The sequence below is a fragment of the Georgenia soli genome (genome assembly GCF_002563695.1).
Taxonomy (GTDB): domain Bacteria; phylum Actinomycetota; class Actinomycetes; order Actinomycetales; family Actinomycetaceae; genus Georgenia; species Georgenia soli.
Window position 1 is genome coordinate 3,666,992 of the sequence record NZ_PDJI01000004.1, and the last position, 17,910, is coordinate 3,684,901.

Annotated in this window: 16 protein-coding genes and 1 pseudogene; 5 read left to right on the forward strand and 12 right to left on the reverse strand. The window is 71.1% G+C overall.

What is annotated here, in order from left to right:
- Nucleotides 1–142 precede the first annotated feature (142 nt).
- The 3 genes from ATJ97_RS17930 to ATJ97_RS17940 form a co-directional block, all read right to left on the reverse strand.
- Nucleotides 143–2,602, reverse strand: coding sequence for a cell wall-binding repeat-containing protein (locus tag ATJ97_RS17930; RefSeq protein ID WP_143427072.1), 2,460 nt, complete (start codon nt 2,600–2,602; stop codon nt 143–145).
- 262 nt (nt 2,603–2,864) lie between these two features.
- The gene (locus tag ATJ97_RS17935; RefSeq protein ID WP_098484913.1) at nt 2,865–3,302 is read right to left on the reverse strand and encodes a hypothetical protein; all 438 of its coding nucleotides are present in this window, start codon (nt 3,300–3,302) and stop codon (nt 2,865–2,867) included.
- Nucleotides 3,299–3,922, reverse strand: a complete 624-nt coding sequence (locus ATJ97_RS17940; protein ID WP_098484914.1) for a class I SAM-dependent methyltransferase — start codon at nt 3,920–3,922, stop codon at nt 3,299–3,301. The genes ATJ97_RS17935 and ATJ97_RS17940 overlap by 4 nt, the downstream gene beginning before the upstream one ends.
- Before the next feature lie 34 nt (nt 3,923–3,956).
- Here ATJ97_RS17940 and ATJ97_RS17945 point away from each other — a divergent pair, with 34 nt between their 5' ends.
- A complete protein-coding gene (locus ATJ97_RS17945) occupies nt 3,957–4,565 on the forward strand; it encodes a nucleotidyltransferase family protein (protein ID WP_098484915.1) in 609 nt (202 codons plus the stop codon).
- 53 nt (nt 4,566–4,618) lie between these two features.
- Complete coding sequence (locus ATJ97_RS17950; RefSeq protein ID WP_211287277.1) at nt 4,619–5,335, forward strand: hypothetical protein; 717 nt, start codon at nt 4,619–4,621, stop codon at nt 5,333–5,335.
- A 54-nt stretch (nt 5,336–5,389) separates the two neighbouring features.
- Here the strand turns inward: ATJ97_RS17950 and ATJ97_RS17955 are convergent, their stop codons facing one another.
- The 9 genes and pseudogenes from ATJ97_RS17955 to ATJ97_RS17995 form a co-directional block, all read right to left on the reverse strand.
- Complete coding sequence (locus ATJ97_RS17955) at nt 5,390–7,720, reverse strand: xanthine dehydrogenase family protein molybdopterin-binding subunit (protein ID WP_098484917.1); 2,331 nt, start codon at nt 7,718–7,720, stop codon at nt 5,390–5,392.
- Nucleotides 7,721–7,824: 104 nt separating this feature from the next.
- Nucleotides 7,825–8,286 (reverse strand): annotated as a pseudogene (locus tag ATJ97_RS17960) ((2Fe-2S)-binding protein); the annotation flags it as partial.
- On the reverse strand, nt 8,283–9,140 hold the full coding sequence (locus ATJ97_RS17965) for an FAD binding domain-containing protein (protein ID WP_098484918.1): 858 nt from the start codon (nt 9,138–9,140) through the stop codon (nt 8,283–8,285). The gene ATJ97_RS17965 and the pseudogene ATJ97_RS17960, both read right to left, overlap by 4 nt.
- Nucleotides 9,141–9,143: 3 nt before the next feature.
- Nucleotides 9,144–10,556: an NAD-dependent succinate-semialdehyde dehydrogenase gene (locus tag ATJ97_RS17970; protein WP_098484919.1), complete on the reverse strand. Its 1,413-nt coding sequence runs from the start codon at nt 10,554–10,556 to the stop codon at nt 9,144–9,146.
- Between the two features lie 26 nt (nt 10,557–10,582).
- The gene (locus tag ATJ97_RS20135) at nt 10,583–11,257 is read right to left on the reverse strand and encodes a histidine phosphatase family protein (protein ID WP_098484920.1); all 675 of its coding nucleotides are present in this window, start codon (nt 11,255–11,257) and stop codon (nt 10,583–10,585) included.
- Nucleotides 11,250–11,543, reverse strand: a complete 294-nt coding sequence (locus ATJ97_RS17980; RefSeq protein ID WP_098484921.1) for a putative quinol monooxygenase — start codon at nt 11,541–11,543, stop codon at nt 11,250–11,252. Before ATJ97_RS17980 ends, ATJ97_RS20135 begins: the two co-directional genes overlap by 8 nt.
- 34 nt (nt 11,544–11,577) lie before the next feature.
- A complete protein-coding gene (locus ATJ97_RS17985; RefSeq protein ID WP_098484922.1) occupies nt 11,578–12,411 on the reverse strand; it encodes a fumarylacetoacetate hydrolase family protein in 834 nt (277 codons plus the stop codon).
- A gap of 11 nt (nt 12,412–12,422) precedes the next feature.
- Complete coding sequence (locus ATJ97_RS17990; RefSeq protein ID WP_211287278.1) at nt 12,423–13,244, reverse strand: PEP/pyruvate-binding domain-containing protein; 822 nt, start codon at nt 13,242–13,244, stop codon at nt 12,423–12,425.
- A gap of 17 nt (nt 13,245–13,261) precedes the next feature.
- Complete coding sequence (locus ATJ97_RS17995; RefSeq protein ID WP_098484923.1) at nt 13,262–15,052, reverse strand: PEP-utilizing enzyme; 1,791 nt, start codon at nt 15,050–15,052, stop codon at nt 13,262–13,264.
- Nucleotides 15,053–15,262: 210 nt separating this feature from the next.
- On the opposite strand from ATJ97_RS17995, the gene ATJ97_RS18000 reads away from it, so the two are divergent.
- The 3 genes from ATJ97_RS18000 (at nt 15,263) to ATJ97_RS18010 (ending at nt 17,905) form a co-directional block, all read left to right on the forward strand.
- Entirely contained in the window at nt 15,263–15,940 is a 678-nt protein-coding gene (locus ATJ97_RS18000; protein WP_098484924.1) for a GntR family transcriptional regulator, read from the forward strand.
- Nucleotides 15,941–15,981: 41 nt separating this feature from the next.
- Nucleotides 15,982–16,848: an MBL fold metallo-hydrolase gene (locus ATJ97_RS18005; protein ID WP_098484925.1), complete on the forward strand. Its 867-nt coding sequence runs from the start codon at nt 15,982–15,984 to the stop codon at nt 16,846–16,848.
- Nucleotides 16,849–16,951: 103 nt separating this feature from the next.
- Nucleotides 16,952–17,905: an AAA family ATPase gene (locus tag ATJ97_RS18010; protein ID WP_098484926.1), complete on the forward strand. Its 954-nt coding sequence runs from the start codon at nt 16,952–16,954 to the stop codon at nt 17,903–17,905.
- Nucleotides 17,906–17,910: the final 5 nt, after the last annotated feature.

Genomic DNA, 17,910 nt, shown 5'->3' on the forward strand with positions numbered 1-17,910 from the left:
GTGGGTGAACGGTGGCGCGGAGCGTCAGTCCTGGACCACCGCGCCCGTCATTCTAGGGCCGCGCCCGAGGGGTGTCCGGAAACGCTGCCCGGTGGGCAACACCATCGGGTGAGCCGGGTCGGACATCAGCTGTCAGGTGCTGTCACAGGCGTCCGAGCTGCTTCTCCACGTCGCTGCTGACCGCCCCGGTACCGCCGAGGATCACGACCTTCCGCGGGTCGAGCCGCCGGAGCTCCGCGAGCACCGATGCGGGCAGCGCACCCGGCTGGGTGAGCAGCACAGGGGCACCCTTCATGCCGGCCACCGGGGCGCCGGAGAGGGCGTCCACCGAGGTCAGGCCGTTGGCGACGTACACGACCGGTGCGCCCGCCGCGAAGCTCGACGCCGACACCGCTGCCGACACCGCGTAGCGGTCCTGCCCCGACCACCGCTCCACGGCGGGCGCGTACCGGGCCAGGTCCTCCTGCACCGTCGAGCTCACCGCGCCCGTGCCGCCGAGCACGACGATCTTGCGGGGCTTGAGGCGGGCGAGCTCGGTGCGGATCGCGGCGGGCAGGCCACCGGCCTGGGTCAGCAGCACGGGTGCACTGCTCGCCCCGGCGACCGGAGCGGCCGAGAGAGCGTCGGCGGAGGTCTGGCCGTTGGCGATGTAGGCCACCGCGACACCGGCACCGAAGTTCTCCCGCGAGACGGCCGCGGAGACGGCGTAGCGGTCCGCACCGGTCACCCGGGTGACAGTGGGGGCGTAGCGGGCGAGCTGCTGCTCGACGTTCGTGCTGACGGCCCCCGTGCCGCCGAGGACGACGATCTTGCGGGGCTGGAGCCGGGCGAGCTCCCCGGCGATGCTGGCCGGCAGTGCGCCGGTCTGGGTCAGCAGGACCGGGGCGTCCTTCATGGCGGCGACCGGGGCAGAGGTCAGCGCGTCGGCGGACGTCAGGCCGTTGGCCACGTAGGCGACCGCGACACCCGGCGCGAAGTTGGCCCGGGACGTCGCGGCCGACACCGCGAACCGGTCGGCCCCGTCGACCCGTTCGAGCGAGAAGGGCGGGTGGGTCTTCGCGGCCACGGCCGTGCGCATGGTGGCGAGGCGCCCGTAGATGTCCTTGCCGGGGCACGCGGTGGCGGAGACGTCCATGTGGCCGAAGATGCGGGGCAGGTTCACGCCCTTGACCAGGGCGGGCGTGCCGGGGGAGTAGATGCCGCTGGTGGTGGTCGCGTTGAGGCCGGCGCGCCCGAACTGCCAGGCGAGCACGTTGGTCATCGAGTCGATCACCGCCGTCGGGACGGCCACCTTCGTGTAGTCGCCCATGGCCGAGATGCCGACCGTGCCGTTGTTGACCGGGGCGGCGTGCGCCCCCTGGGGCATCATCCCCGCGGGCGACGCCAGTGAGCCGGTGCGACCCTCGTACACGCGGCCCCACTTGTCGACGAGGAAGTTGTACCCGATGTCGCCCCAGCCGCGGGTGACGGCGTGGTAGTAGTAGATGCCGCGCACGACGGAGGCGGCCTCGCTCTGGCTGTAGGTGTTGGTCCCCGCGGTGTGGTGCACGACGGCGGCCTTCAGGGCCCGGTAGGTCGGCTGCCAGTTCATCTGCGTCTCGTTCGCACCCCACCCGGCGCGGGAGATCATCGAGGGCCGGGGCGGAACGACCGTCGTGGCGACGGGCGAGGCCGCCACGCTGGCACCCACCATGCCGGCAGGGACGACGGCGTTCGAGCCGGGCGCCGCCGGCGTCACGGTCGGTACGGGGACGGGGGTGCTCTCCGGGGCCTCGGCGGCCACCGCGGGCGTCTCGAGAGCCTCGGTGGCGAGGACCGTGATGGCGAGGTTGTCGGGCAGCTCCGCCGCGGAACCCGTCACGCGGATCTGGATGGTCTCGGCACCGCCGGTGACGAACGGGTCCGTCCCCGCGGCCGTCTCCGAGCCGCCGGTCATGCCCTCCTCGTGCGAGGTCTCCTCCCACTCCGACCAGACGCCGTCCTCCTCCACCCGCACGAACACCTGGGCGTCGGCGGCCAGCTGCTGCCCCGCCTCCCAGGTCAGGCCGGCGACGAGGAACTCCTCGGTCGGGATCGGCTGGGTCAGCACGGCGTCGGTGCCGACGACGGCCTTCTCGGACGAGGTGGAGAACTCGCCGGCCGGGACGCTCACCTCGAGGCCGCTCGTGGCGACCTCGGTGCGCTCGCCGGCGGCGTCGGTCAGCGGGATGACGACCGGCTCGACGGCGGTCTCTGGCGCCGACGCCGCCGCCGCGGACTCCGGCACGACAGACTCTGGCGCGACAGACTCTGGCGCCACGGACTGGGGTGCGTCGGTCGACTCAGGCGCCTCGTCGGGCGCGGGGGTCTCGCTGCGCCCGTCCGCCTCGCCCGCCGCGACCGTCTCGCTGGACGCGGTCGCCTCGGCGGGCGCCTGCGTTCCGTCGGGCACAGGCGCTTCGCTCGGCCCGGACGCCGCACCGGATGGCGGCGCCTCGACGGACCAGCGCTCCGGGGACGGGCCTGCGGCCGGCAGGGCGGCCGAGGCCGTGGTGCCGGAGAGGGCGACCAGAGCGGAGCTGAGCAGCATCCCGGCGACGAGCCGAGCAGGGTGAGGGCGCATGCGAGTACTTCCGATAGGGCACGAGGTGTGCGGGAGCGTCAGCTGGCGACGCGGGCAGGGACCAGGCGCACGCACCATCTGTCACATCTGTAACACCCATCATGCGCCACACAGGTCCCGACCGTGCCCAAAAACGGCATGTGATTTCCGCCGGTGTCCGTATCTCACCTTGCGGACACAGGTTGGCTTCGGGACAGCCGACGAGGTTGCCGATCTGGCCCGTGATCCACGACCAGATCGACAACCTCGTGCAGCCGACCGCTCAGTCGGGCACGTCCAGCCCGGCCGCTTCGCCCGGCACGTCGAGCGGTCGGCAGTCGCTGCCGCAGCCGGTGGGCGACGGCTCGGAGGTCGGTGTGGCCGGGCGGTGCAGCACCGCATGCCCGGGTCGGACCGACAGGCCGGAGGCGCCACCGCCGCCGTCGCGGGCCGGTTCGGTGCTGGGGACCGACGCGTCGCCGTCCACGATGAGGGTGTACCCACCGGCCTGACGCGGCGGGAACACGAGCGTGACAGCGGGGTGCTCGGCCGCCAGTTCGGTCGCGGACCGGCCGGGGGCGTCGACGACGAGCGTGCCGTCGACCAGGCGGGGCACCACCGCGACGACGTGCGGGCGCTCGCGACCCGGGCTGAGCAGGTACGCGAAGTCGTGCTCCGCCATCGCGGCACCCAGCCCGGCGAGATCCACCTTGATGCTCATGGCCCCTCCCGTGCCGGCTTCCGCCCGTCCCGGCCATCTTCCCGCACGGCGCCGCACGCGGAGCCGGATCGAGGTCCTGGGCGGCGCAGCACGACCGTGGCCTCGCCGTGCCGCTCGACGTCCCGCAGCACCTCGCACCCGGAGGCCCGCGCCAGCCGGCTCAGCTCCCCGGCCTCGGCCGCGAACCTGGACGGCGCCGTCGCACCGACGTCGGACAGCACCGTGAGGACGAGCACGCCGTCGGGCGCCAGCAGCCCGGGCAGCGAGCGGTGGAGGGCCGGGTCCCGGAACCGCTGGCACACGACGAGGTCGTAGGGGCCGGAGAGGTGCTCGGGCAGACCCGCGGCGAGGTCCGCCACCCGGCCGTGGACGCCGGTGAGCCCGAGGGCGTCGGCCCGGGCGGTGAGCCGCCTGATCGCGACGGCGGAGACGTCGAGCGCGTCGACGGCGAGGCCCCGCCCCGCGGCCCACAGCGTCACCGCGCCGAGGCCGCACGCCACGTCGAGGGCGCGGCCCTCTTCCGGCAGGAGGTGCACGAGACCGGTGAGCCCGTCCGGCGGGCGTGGGACCGGATCGGGGGCGTCGCGGTACCGCTCGTCCCACCGCGTGCCGTCGTCCATGGCTCTTTCCTACCGTCCGGCTCCACCATGGCGCATGGGCCACACTGGGCGCGTGCCGACGCCCGACCCCCTGACGGTGACCGGCCTGCTGCTCGCTGCGGGCGCCGGCCGGCGCATGGGGATGCCCAAGGCGCTGGTCAGCACCGACGGCGTCCCGTGGGTCCGACGGGCGGCGGAGGTTCTCCTCGACGGGGGCTGTGCCGAGGTCGTCGTCGTCCTCGGCGCCGCGGAGCCGGAGGCACGGGAGGCCCTTGCCGACGTCGAGGAGGGCCTCACGGTCATCGTCTGCCCGACGTGGGAGCGCGGCATGGGCGAGTCGTTGCGCAGCGGGATCGCCGCCCTGCAGGCGCGGTCCGCGCAGGCGGCACTCGTCCACCTGGTCGACCTTCCCGACGTCGGAGCGGCCGTCGTCCGGCGCCTCCTCGCGGCGGCGACGGGTCGGGACGCACTCGCCCGGGCGGCGTACGACGGCGTCCCGGGCCATCCCGTGCTCATCGGTGGCGACCACCTCCCCGGCGTCGCCGAGCTCGCCGTCGGGGACAGCGGGGCTCGCGAGTACCTGCGCCGCCACCGGCCAGCGCTCGTCGAGTGCGGTGACCTCGCCGGCGGGCGCGACGTCGACCGCATGCCGCCGGATGCGTGATGTCGGCGTGCGGGGCATCGTGGCCCCGGGCAATGACGTAGATGGAGGTTGTTGTGGCACGTGCTGGCGGTCAGGCGGGGCAGGCGGGCGACAGCCGGGGCGGAGGTCGCTCCGGCACGGACGTGAGCCGCGTCGTCGTCAGGCCGATGGGGACGCCGCTCCCGCTCGGGTTCCTCGGACTGTTCGTCGCGACCGTGGGCTTCAGCGCGCTCCAGCTCGGCTGGCTGCCTCCCGAGCAGGGACGCAACGTCGCGCTGGGCGTGCTCGCGCTCACCGTCCCCACCCAGCTCGTCTCCTCGCTGTACGGCTTTCTCGCACGCGACCCCGTGGCCGGCACAGGCATGGGGGTGCTCTTCGGCACCTGGGGCGCGGCGGCACTCGTCACCCTGACCTCGCCGCCCGGCGCGGCCTCGGCCGGCCTCGGCGTGCTGTTCCTCGCCGCAGGCGCCGCGATGCTCGTCCCGGCGGCCGCGGCTCTGACCAAGCTCACCGCCGCGGGCGTGATGGTCCTGACGGCACTGCGGTTCTGGCTGACCGGTCTGGCCGAGCTCACCGGTGACCCCGGCTGGAAGACCGCGGCCGGCGTGGCGGGGCTCGTGCTCGCCGCCGCCGCGCTCTACGCCGCCCTCGCCCTGGAGCTCGAGGACGCCAACCACCGCACCGTGCTGCCGGTGCTGCGCCGCGGCGCCGGCCGCGACGTCATGACGGGCTCGATCGACGACGAGCTCGAGAACATCTCGCACGAGGCGGGGGTGCGCAAGCAGCTCTGACAGGCGGACGTCCCGGGCTTCTCCCACCTCCAGGTATCGGTGGCCAGGCCGGTCTCAGGAGGCCGAGGTGTTCGCGGTCGCCCGGTTTTCGCGCTCCCGCAGCGCCCGCCACACGCGTTCCGGCGTGAGCGGCAGCTCGCGGACGGTCACGCCGGTCGCCGCGGCGACAGCAGCCGCCAGAGCGGGGGCGGTACAGAGCAGCGCCCCCTCGCTTATTCCCTTGGCGCCGAAGGGGCCGGGACCGTCGCCGTTCTCGATCATGTCGGTGAAGAGCTCCGCCGGGACGTCCTTGGTCGTCGGGATGCGGTAGTCGAGGGCACCGAGGTTGATGATTCGGCCCGCATCGTCGAGGACGATGTTTTCCATGAGGGAGTGTCCGAGGCCCATGATGGCTGCGCCCTCGTCCTGGCTCTCGACCTGCAGCGGGTTGAGTGCCTTGCCGACGTCGGAGACGGTGACGTGCTTGTGGATGAGGATCTCGCCGGTCTCGTTGTCGACTTCTAGCTCGAACGCGGTGCAGTTGAACTCGAAGAACGCCGGCGTGCCCCCGAGAGGGTGGTCGGGCATGTGCGGTTTTCGCATGCGGCCGTTGCCGATGAGTTCCCCGTTCCATCTGCCGAGGCCGACCTGGACGAACTCGGCGATCGGGTGCCGCCCGTCCGGTAGGACGACATGCCCGCCTTCGACCCGCACGTCCTCCTCGGTCAGGCCGTGCAGTTCGGCGGCGAACTCGCGCAGCTGGGTGTGGATGTCCTGGCATGCTCGAGTGATCGCGTTTCCCATGAAGACAGTGGACCGGCTTGCCGAGGTCTGGAGGTCGAAGGGGACGACGGAGGTGTCGCCCATGACGACGGTGACTTTCTCCAGCGGGGCGCCGAGGGCGTCCGCGGCGAGCTGGGCGAAGATCGTCCGGGCTCCCTGGCCCATGTCGGAGGTACCTGCGTAGACGATGACGCTTCCGTCGGCGAGGAGGCGCACCGTGGAGTTCGACAAGCCGGTCGTCGCGCCGGACTTGATGCCCACCGCGATGCCTCGCCCCCGGCCTTCCGGCAGGGGCTTGTCCCAGCCGACGAGCTCAGCAGCGCGGCGGAGTGAGGCGGGCCAGTCGCCGTCGGCCGGGATGTCCCCACGAACGATCTCATCGCCGCGGCCGGCGAGGTTGCGCAGCCGGATGGCGAGTCCGTCGATCCCGAGTTCGCGTGCGGCGGCGTCCATCTGGGACTCGACCGCCCAGATCATCTGCGGCGTGCCGAAGCCGCGGAAGGCGGTGGAGGGGGTGGTGTGGGACAGGACGGCGCGGGCGTCGATGCGGGCTGCGGGGACCCGGTAAGGGCCGCACGCGAGGTAGGCGCTCTTTGTCATGACGCGCTCGGCGATGTCGGCGTAGGCGCCGATGAGGTAGCTGGCGTCGATGTCCTGGAAGACGAGGTCGCCCTGGCTGGTGAACCCGGTCCTCACGTGCACCTCGCACGCGGCGCGGCGGACCGCCTGGAAGGTCTCTTCCAGGGTCAGGACAAGACGGCACGGGCGTGCCGTGCGCATGGAGAGGTAGATGACCACGGGTTCGAGCTTGGGGTTCTGCTTGCCACCGAAGCCGCCGCCGGGGTCGGGGGCGAAGACGCGCACCTGCGTGAGCGGCAGTCCGAACAGGGCCGCCATCATCTTCTGCAGCAGGTAGGGGTGCTGGACGGGGCTCCACAGCCGGATGCCGTCGGCGTCTGCGTGGGCGATGAACCCGTGCGGTTCGATCGCGAAGTGCGTGACCATCGGGAAGGTGTAGGTGTTCTCGACGACGAGGTCCGCCTGCGCCGTGTCGACGGCGTCGCGGTCCCAGCCGTAGCGACGCTCCTTGAGAATGTTCGTGCTCGCGAAGGGGTCGCCGTCGGCCCGGATCCCCGGGCCCTGGACGAGGGGTGCGTCGAGCGCGAGAGCGGCGGCCACCGTCGTGACGGCCGGGAGGACCTCGTGCTCGACGACGACGAGGGAGGCGGCGAGCTCGGCCGCCTCCTTCGTCTCTGCGGCGACGGCGGCGACCGGTTCGCCGTGGTAGCTCGTGATGCCGTCCGCGAGGATCGGCCGGTCCTGGTACGCGGGCCCGAAGCGCGGCATGGGGCTGGGGAGATCCGCCGGGGTGATGATGTCGACGACGCCCGGCACGGCGAGGGCCGTCGAGGTGTCGATGTGCAGGATTCTGGCCCGGGCAGCGTCGATCGTGACGAGCTTGACGTGCAGCATGCCGTCGAGCTTGATGTCGGCGAGGAACTCCTGGCTGCCCGTGACGCGTTCGCGCCCGCCCAGACGCCGGGCCGCTGTGCCGACGCTGAGGCCGTCGCTGACTGCGCTGCCTGTGCCGGTGCTGATGCCCGCACCGCCGTGCACGCTCATCGTCCGGTCTCCTTCGGCCCGTGCGTGGCGGCGTCGGCGATCGCCCCTTCCCAGTTGGTGGCAAGTATGGGGACGGAGTCCCGGCGGCGGGCCGTGACGGTTCCGTCGGCCACCGCGCGCACGGCGGCGAACATTCGCGCGTACCCGGCGCAGCGGCACAGGTTGCCGGACAGGCCCTCCCTGATCTCCTCCTCGCTCGGGTCGGGGTTCTCGGTCAGAAGTGCCTCGGCGGACATGAGCATGCCGGGGATGCAGAAGCCGCACTGGACGGCGCCGTGGTCGAGGAAGGCCTGCTGGAGCGGGCTCAGCTCGCCGTCGGCGGCGAGGGCCTCGACGGTGCGCACGTCGGCGCCGTCGGCCTCGACGGCGAGCACGAGGCAGGAGTTCACTGTGCGACCGTCCATGGTGACGGTGCAGGCGCCGCACTCGCCGACCGCGCAGCACTCCTTGGTCCCGGGGAGCCCGCACTCGTCGCGCAGCGCGTCGAGGAGCGCCCGGTTCGCTGGCACGTCGACGATCCTGTCCGTGCCGTTGACGGTCATCGTGATGCGGTGCATGTCGCTCATCTCTCCTCCTGCGTGGCGAGGTTCGCCTGAGCTCGGTGCAGTGCTCGCCGGAGGAGCACCCCCACCATGGCGCGCCGGTACTCGGCGCTGGCACGTACGTCGCTGATGGGGGTGGCGCGGTCCGCGACCGCGTCGAGGGCCGCGGCCCGGTCCGCCGGGTCGGCGCCTTGGGACAGCGCACCGCTGTCGTCGCGCACCACGACCGGTACGGGGGCGACGGCGCCGAGGACGAACGTCACGCCGAGCTTGTCGGCCATGCAGCTGACGTTGATGGTCGCAAGGTCGACCCCGCGGCGGCGCGTCATCCGCTCGAACGCGGCGCCGTAGGGCCTGCTAGGGACCGGCAGCCGGACCCGCGTGACGAGCTCACCGCGGCCCAGGTCGGTGCGGCGGTTGCCCTGGATGAAGTCGACGACCGCGATCTCGCGGTCCCCGTCCGGTCCCTGAACGGTGAGGGCGGCGTCGTGCATCACCAGGACGGGAGCGGTGTCGGCGGCGGGGGAGGCGTTGCAGACGTTGCCGGCGAGGGTGGCGCGATGGCGGATCTGTGCGGAGCCGACGACGCTCGCCGCCTCGACGAGGGCGGGGAAGTGCTTCCGGACGGCGTCGTGGAGCAGCACGTCGCTGAGCGGCGTCGTCGCAGAGACGCTGACGGTCCCGTTGTCGACGGCGACCGCCGGAGCGAGCTCGATCACCCGTTTGATGTCGACGACGATGCCGGGTCGGATCTTGCCGTCGCGCAGCCCGACCGTGAGGTCGGTGCCGCCCGCGAGGACGCGGGCGTTCTCGTGAGCGGCCAGCAGCGCCACGGCCTCGTCGAGCCGTTGGGGGCGGGCGTAGTCGAACGGCAGCACCGGTTACTCTGTGGCTGGTCCGGGCGCAGGTGTCCCTGCGCCGACGTAGTACGTGCGTGCGTTGGTGAACTCGAGCGCGCCGGCCTCGCCGAGCTCGCGACCGTAGCCGCTGCGTCGTGTCCCGCCGAAGGGCAGGCGCGGGTCGGAGGCGACGACGGCGTTGACGAACATCGCGCCGGAGGTGATCCTTTTGCCGACGGCGAGGGCCCGGTTCGGGTCGGCGCTCCACACGCTGGCCCCTAGGCCGTAGGTGGTGGCGTCGGCGACCTGGGCGGCCTGCTCGTCGTCGCGCACGGCGACCACGGCCGCGACCGGGCCGAAGGTCTCCTGCTGCATGACCGGCATGTCCAGGTCGACGTCTGCCAGGACGGTGGGGGCGAACCAGGCGCCCGGACGCTCGAGCCGGGCGCCGCCGGAGCGGACGGTGGCGCCCATGGCGACGGAGTCGGTGACCTGGCGCTCGAGTGCGGTGGCGAGGTCCTCGCGCGCGAGGGGACCGACGTTGGTTCCCGGGTCCGACGGGTCGCCGACGGTGAGAGCGTCGACGGCGTCGGCGTACCGGTCGAGGAACTCGGCCACGACGGCCTCGTGGACGATGAACCGTTTGGCGGCCAGGCAGCTCTGCCCGGAGTTGATGAAGCGGGCCTTGACCGCCGCGGCGACGACGGTGTCGAGGTCGGCGTCGTCGAGGACGACGAAGGGGTCGGAGCCGCCGAGCTCGAGGAGGCTCTTCTTGATGTGCCGGCCGGCTTCTGCGGCGACGGCGGACCCCGCACGTTCGCTGCCGGTGAGTGTCACGGCGGCGACCCGGTCGTCGGCCAGGAGGGAGGCGGTCGTGGCTGGTACGTCGTCCTCGGCGATGACCAGCGTGCGGAGGACGCCGTCGGGCAGGCCTGCGTCCCGGACGAGCTGCTCGATGGCGAGCGCGCAGCCTGTGACGTTGGGCGAATGCTTGAGCAGGGCTGTGTTGCCGGCCAGCAGCGTGGGCGCGGCGAAGCGCAGCACCTGCCAGTACGGGAAGTTCCACGGCATGATCGCGAGCACGACGCCGAGCGGTTCGTAGGAGACCCAGCTGCGCTCGGCGTCCGTCGTCACCTCTCGGTCTGCGAGGAAACCGGGGCCGTGCTCGGCGTAGTAGTCGCAGACCCACGCGCACTTGTCGACCTCGGCAAGCGCCTCGCCGATCGGCTTGCCCATCTCGTTGACGGCCAGGCGGGCGAGCTCTTCACGCCGGCTGCGGATCGCCGCACCCAACGCCTTCACGCGGCTGGCCCGCTCGGCGATGTCGAGGGCGGCCCAGGCCGGCTGAGCGGCGTGGACCTCGGCGACGGCGGCCTCGACCTGCTGAGGTGTGAAGGCTTTGTAGGTGGCGAGGGTTTCCCCGGTCGCCGGGTTGACGGTGGTGATCTGCGGCATGTCGCTCCTCAGGGTGGTGCGTCAGGTCAGGGTGCGGCGGCGAGCACGGCCGTGCGAACGGACCGGTCGGGTTGGATCTCGAGGACCAGGCCCGCCACCCACGGGGGTTCGCCCGTGTCCTCACCGAGCTCGGCGAGTGCGACGGCCCGCAGCACGGGGGAGTGGGTGACCGCGACCGTGAGGCCGGGGCGGGGGCGGTCGGCGAGGCTGCCGGCGAAGGCGCGGATGCGGCGGGCGACGGTCGCGGCGTCGTCACCGGGCGGGGAGGCGTGGTGCAGCCACCACCCGATGCGGTCCGGTGCGGCGAGGAAGCCGGCGAAGAACGGTACGCGCGCGGCGCCCTGCTCGTCGAGGCCGTCGAGCTGTTCCGCCAGCGCCGTCACGGAGGAGACCATGTTGACCCGCTGCCCGGCGACGTACAGGTCGGGGTTGCGCAGTGCGAACGCGGTGGCGGGTCCGTCGACTTCGGCTCCGGCCTCCCGGGCACCGGTGGCGATGGACTCGGCGGTCTCGCGCGTGCGCCGGGTCTCGCCGGTGAGGACGGAGATCTTCTCGGGTGACTCGGCGGCGAGACGGCGGCCCACCTCTGCCGCGCGCTCGCGGCCCGCGGGGGTGACTGGCACGTCGCCCCGGTGGGACTCGACCTCGCCGTGCCGCAGCAGCAGGAGTCGCTGCGGCACGGCAGCTGTGTCGTCAGGCATCGATCGTCTCGTAGGTGGCCACCTCGCGCTTCTCCAGGTAGTCGATCGCGTACCCGAAGACGTGCTTCTGGAAGTGGTCGGTGTTCTTGTGGTCCTCGTAGGCCTGCGGGGAGGTGTACTGCTCGTAGAGGAAGAACTTCGTGGGGTCCTCCGGGTCCACCTGCGCCTGGTAGTAGAGGTTCCCGGGTTCCTCCCGCGACAGGGGCGTCATCGTCTTGATGACGTCGACGATGCGGTGCTCCTCGCCCTGCTTGGCCTTCCAGATGGCGGCGACGACGAATGCCATGACTTCGGTGTCCTTTCGTAGGGGTTGCTGATTTTCAGGGTTTGTGGCCGACACGGTTCCGGAGGACGCCGATGCCTTCGGCCTCCATCTCGATGAGGTCGCCGGGACTGAGCCAGCGGTCGAGCTCAAGGCCTGAGCCGCCGGCGGCCGTGCCCGAGCCCAGGACCTCGCCTGGGCGCAGTGTGAGGTCGCGGGAGGTGTACTCGATCATGGTGGCGAAGGTGTGGTGCATGTTCGCCGTCGTGTCCGACCCCCACGTCTCGCCGTTGACGCGCACGGTGAGGGTGAGGTCGGTGACGTCGAGCTCGTCGGCGGTGACGATGCAGGGACCGAGGACGTTGGACCCGTCCCAGTCCTTGGCCTTACCGGGGCCCATGCCGACCGGGAGCTCCCGGCGCTGCGTGTCACGTGCTGACATGTCGTTCCAGATGGTGTACCCGAAGATGTGCTCGGCGGCCCGGTCCGCCGGGATGTTCCGGCCTGGCCGGCCGATGACCGCCGCCAATTCCAGCTCGTGGTCGAGCTGGTCGCTGTAGGAGGGCCACGGGATCTCCTCGTCGGGTCCTATGACGGTGTCGGGCAGGCCCTTGTAGCAGGCCGGGACGTCGTACCACTCGGCGGGGATCTCCCGGCCGAGGATGCGGTACGCGTTCTTCAGGTGCCCCTCGAAGGCGAGGAAATCGCGCAGCGTGCGTGGGCGGAGCGGTGCGAGGAGCCCGGCGTCGGGGACGGGCCGGGTCGTCCCGACGGGGGCACCGGCCTCGATGAAGGCGACCATGTCGCCGTCGAAGCCGGCGTCGAGCACCGTGTCGGCGTCCAGGATCCCGACGCGCGGGGTGCTGCCGGTCGTGTAGGTCACGTACTTCATGTCGCCCTTCCCTAGACCGTCGTGATGGGGCGGGACTGGAGCAGGAACAGGACGCCGTTGTCGTCGATCGCCCATTCGATGTCCTGCGGGCACCCGTGCAGGTTTTCCAGCTGCTGGCCCATCGCGGCGAGCTCGGCCGACTCCTCCGGGCCCAGGACCGGCTCGGAAACGATCTTGCTTCGCTTGATCGTGCCCTTACGGTCCAGGACGTAGTGGTCGGGCGTCATCTCCCCGTTGACGACGTTCTCACCGAGGCCTAGGGCGGCCTCGACAACCATCCGGTCCTTGCGCTGGTGGACCGGGTCGACGGTGAACATGACCCCTGACTTCTTCGAGTCGACCATCTGCTGGACGACGACCGCCATGGCCACGTCCTCGAGCGAGCCCTTCTCCTCCCGGTAGAAGACGGCTCGGTCGGTGAAGAAGGAGAGCCAGCACTCCACGACCTTGTCCAGCACCGTGTCGAGGCCGTCGACGTTGAGGAACGTCTCCTGCTGACCGGCGTAGCTGGCCCCCTCGGAGTCCTCGGCGCACGCGGACGACCGGACGGCGACCAGCCCGGTCAGGTCGTTGTACTGCTCGGTGACCAGCTCCACCGGTGGCCTCGCCGCGGCGACGATCGACCGGGCGCCGGCCATGTCCTTGGCCCTGGCGCGTTCCCGCAGCGCATCCTCGTCCACGGCCGCGGAGAACGCGGCCGAGGTGATGATGAACCCGGGCGGTACCGGGAGGCCCTCCGATGTCATCGTGGCGAGCGAGGCGCCCTTCCCGCCGCTCAGGGCCACCTCTCGGGCCCGCGGGTCGGTGAAGGGCAGCACCAGTGGTTCGGTCACGGCTGTCGTCCTCCTTCTCAGATGTGGGCGGAGAGGTCGCGGACGGCGCGGTGCTCGGAGGAGCGCTCGAAGCCCTCGAGGATCTCCACCTGGCCGGTCGAGCCGTTGACCCTGATGCGGTCACCGGTCTTGATACGGCGCGTCGCGTCAGAGGTTCCGACGACGGCGGGGATCGAGAACTCCCGGGAGACCACCGCGGGGTGGGAGGCCATGCCGCCGGCGTCCGTGACGAGGCCGCCGATCTTGGTGAACAGGACGACCCAGGCCGGCGAGGTCATGCGGCACACGACGATCTCGCGCTTCTGGACCTGGTCGAACTCCTCTGGAGAGACCACGACGCGGGCGGTGCCCTCGACGACCCCGGACGACGCGGGCAACCCGGTGACGAGGTCCTCCGACTCCGGAGGCTTGCGCTCGAGCTTCTCGGGGAACGCCCACAGCGACCAGTAGGGGAAGGCGACCTGCTCCGGGTCGGCCGTGCCCACCCAGTCACGCGGGCGGATCTCGTAGGCGTCCTCACGTGCGTCCCGACGGTCGGAGACGAGCTCGGCGGCGTCGCCGGGGTAGCCGCCGGCCATGACGGCGCGCAGCTCGTTGTACCGCAGGTACATCACGTCCTCCGGGTCCGTGAGCACCCCCGCCTCGACAAGCTTGCGGCCGATCGCGACGAGCACGATGCGCACGCGCGCGTTCGTGCCCTGGTCGATGTAGAAGTGATGGTCCGGGGTGAGCGGGTTCATCTTCAGGCTCAGCTCGAGCGCGGAGGTCAGTCTGTCTCGCGCCTCGCCCTCGGGGACGCCCTCCATGACCTCGCGCTTCGCCGCCTCGAGGTCCTCGGCGACGGCCTTGATCTCGGCGGGGAAGTCGTAGTCGTTCTCCAGATACCCGCGGACCGCCTCGACGATCGGGGCCGGGTTCTCCCGCCACGTCTTGAAGGAGAACTCGTGAGCCCACATGGACTTGTAGCCGTAGACCTTCTGGTACGGCTCAAGCTGGTCGGCGATGAAGGCGCGGCCGGCCTCAGTTTCCTTCAGCGCGGCGAGGATGTCCGTGGCGGTCGCCTTCTCGAAGGCCTCCGCTACAGGGCCGCCGTCGGCCTTGATCTTCTCCTTCATCTTCCACAGCTCGTTGATCGAGTCCCAGTTGCGGTTCTCGGTCGAGCTCTGCAGCCGGCCCATCAGGGCGGAATGGTCACCCTCTCCCTTGGCCTCCGCGATCGCCGCGTTAAGCGCCGTCGTGGAGGAGAACTGGGCGAAGTTAAGCACCCAGTGGATCTGCCAGTGCCGGTCGTGCATGTCGATGACGTCCTCGAGGAGGATCGCCAGCTCCAGCAGGCTCGCGCCGTCGTGGTCGTAGTTGTCGAACCGCTCGAAGTTGCGCTCCATCTCGGGACGAAGACGCTCGCGCCACCACACGAGGAAGTTGTCGGCGTAGTAGGGGAGCGTCCACCCCAGGTACGCGCCGATCTGGTTCGGATACTCCGGGTCCAGCGGGACACGCGGGGTGTAGCGCGCGCCGAACTCGTTGCCCTCGGCGTGCAGGCCCGCCTTGGCCGGCACCGCGGCGGTGTACACGTACCCGTTGATGATCTTCATGATCCAGTCGGAGGCGAACGGGGTGCCGAACCGCCGGAACATGTAGTCGCACTTGAGCCACCAGCCCCCGATGTCCGCGTACATCGGCGAGATCGGGTTGGGGATGTGCAGGTCGTCGTGCACCCAGAAGAGGTCCTTCTGGCCGTCCTCCCACTCGACGGGGAAGTCGTCGTCACCGAAGAACGTCGGGACAGAGGGCGTGCTGTCGGTCATGAACCCACTCCATCGTTGGTCTTGCGCCTGGCCGGACGGCCTGGCGGTTCACCGATATGCGAATATCGATGATTGCGGAGTGGCGCCCGTCACGTCAAGTGGTTCCCAAGCTCACGTTTCGCGCGTTTCCTCCTTGACGGCCGGTCTCGCGATCATCGATAATCGGTTGCTCCGGTACTGTGCGGTGACGGACCAGAAGGGGGAAGTCCCATGGAACAGCCCATCGTGCGCACCGTGCTGCGCGAGGAGATCAAGGCTCGAATCATCGAGCGAATCGTCGACGGCACGTACGGGCCGGGGGACCGGATCGTCGAGAGCCAGCTTGCGAAGGAGTTCGGCACGAGCCAGGCGCCCGTGCGCGAGGCCCTGCGTGACCTCGAGGGACAGCACCTCATCGAGAGCAGGCCGCACAAGGGCGCTCGCGTGCGCGAGCTGTCGCCGGAGCGGCTCTTCCAGGTCTATCCCGTCCGGGCCGCCCTGGAGGAGCTGGCGGCGCAGGAGGCGGCGTCCAGGATGACCGACGACGTGCTCGACGCTCTCGCCGTGGAGGTCGAGGCCATGCGCGAGGCCGCGAGCGACAACGACCCGCGCGCACAGATGGTCCACGACACGAGGTTCCACGAGATCATCGTCGAGACGGCCGGCAACGAGGTCCTCCTGGACACCTGGCGGGCCCTGCGAGTGGAGACCGGCACGCTGGTCAGCGTCATCAGGTCCGAGTGGGACCTGCACATGGTCTGCGAGATGCACCGCCCGGTCCTGCAGGCGCTCCGGCTGCAGGACCCGGCCCTCGCCGGCTCCGAGGCGCGCGCCCACATCGAGTTCTTCGGGAACCTGGTCCGTCGGCACTCCGATCCGGTCGGCGCCAACGCTCCCGCCCGGCCGTAAGCCGCCACCACCACGCTTCGACGCACAGAGAGGTACGTCCATTGGAGAAGGTCACCGACAACGTCTTCGTCGAGACGAAGGTCCGAGGAAGCAACCCCGCCTACGTCGTCACCTCCGACGGGACCGTCGTCATCGACACCCCGCAGCTGCCGACCAGAGCGGTCGCCATGAGGAAGGAGGTGGAGAGTTGGGGGCCCGTCCGGTACGTCATCAACACCGAGCATCACGTCGACCACATCTTCGGCAACTACTACTTCCGCGGTGCGGGGACCGTCGTCCACCACCAGGGCGTGTATGACAACTTCATGACGGTCTACCCCGAGCTGGACCCTTTCGAGTACGCCCGGGAAGCGCTGCCGGACGACCCGGGCGGTGAGGAGCTCTTCCCGGACAGGGACGAGTACTACCGCGACCCCAACAAGGGCCAGGTCGTCTTCACAGGCGACCTGACCCTGCGGGTCGGCAACCACACCTTCAACCTCCTGCACACCCCTGGTCACACACCGGGCCAGATCGCCGTCCACGTCCCGGAGGAGCGCGTCGTCTTCACCGGAGACACGATCTTCAACGACTGTCAGACGTGGCTCATGACGTCCGACGTGGACGAGTGGCTGAGGTCCCTGGACCGGATCAGGTCGCTCGACGTCGACCATGTCGTCCCCGGGCACGGTCCCGTGACAACCCTCGGCTACGTCAACAAGCAGCGGGCCATCCTCATGGAGTGGAAGAGCGCCGTGGCCGACGCCATCGCCCAGGGCTGGAGCCGTGAGGAGACGATCGAACGGGTGAACTTCGCGGACCGGTTCCCTGTCGACGTCGGCCAGGAGTACATGATGGACTACATCCAGTCCCTCAACGCCGGATCCCTGTACGACAAGCTCATCGCGGTCCCGGCGAAGGTCTACTAGGTGCCGGTCCGGGGCCGCGTCCCCTTCCCGGATCCGCGACATGATCGAGGCGCCGGTGCGCGGTTCGGTGGACGCAGATGCCGCGGGTCGGCATGCTCGGGCCATGGAGCCAACGGAGGTCTTCGCCAGCCCGTCCGCCGTGACGACCGCTCTGGAGACCACCGGCTACCTCGCCGACCCGGGTCTGGCCACCGTCACGTACCTCGCGCACCAGCTCTCCCGGCCGCTGCTGCTGGAGGGCGAGCCCGGCACCGGCAAGACGGCCCTGGCCGAGGCGCTCGCCGAGGTGCTCGGCCGGCCCCTGATCCGCCTGCAGTGCTACGAGGGCATCGACGCCACCCAGGCGCTGTACGACTGGGACTTCCCGCGCCAGATCCTCCACCTGCGCGCCGTGGAGGCGCTCGCCGCCGCCCGCGCGCGGGCCGTCCCCGTCAACGGCCGGAGCGGCGACGACCTCACCGATAGCGCGCCCGCCCCGCCCACCGCCCAGGACCTCGAGGCCGAGCTGTTCGACGAGCGGTTCCTGCTGGCCCGGCCCGTCCTGCGCGCGTTGCGCGAGAGCCCCTGCGTGCTCCTCGTCGACGAGATCGACCGCGCCGACGACGAGTTCGAGGCTTTCCTCCTCGAGGTCCTGTCCACGTGGCAGGTGACCATCCCGGAGCTCGGCACGGTCGCCGCCGCGCGGCCACCGTTCGTGGTGCTGACCTCCAACCGCACCCGCGAGCTGCACGACGCCCTCAAGCGTCGCTGCCTCTACCACTGGATCGACCACCCGGGCCTGGCACGCGAGCTGGCGATCGTGCGGACGCGCCTGCCGGGGGTCGACCCCGCCCTGTGCGAGCAGGTCGTCAACCTGGTCCAGGCACTGCGAGGCCAGGGCGAGCTCATCAAGGCGCCGGGCGTCGCCGAGACGCTCGACTGGGCCCGCGCGCTCGCGGCGCTCGGCACCAGCGAGGTCGACGTGGAGTCGGCGGCCCGGACCCTCGGGACGGCCGTGAAGTACCGGGAGGACGCCGAACGGGTCCGCCAGCTCCTCGACAAGATGCTCACCCGGTAGGCCGG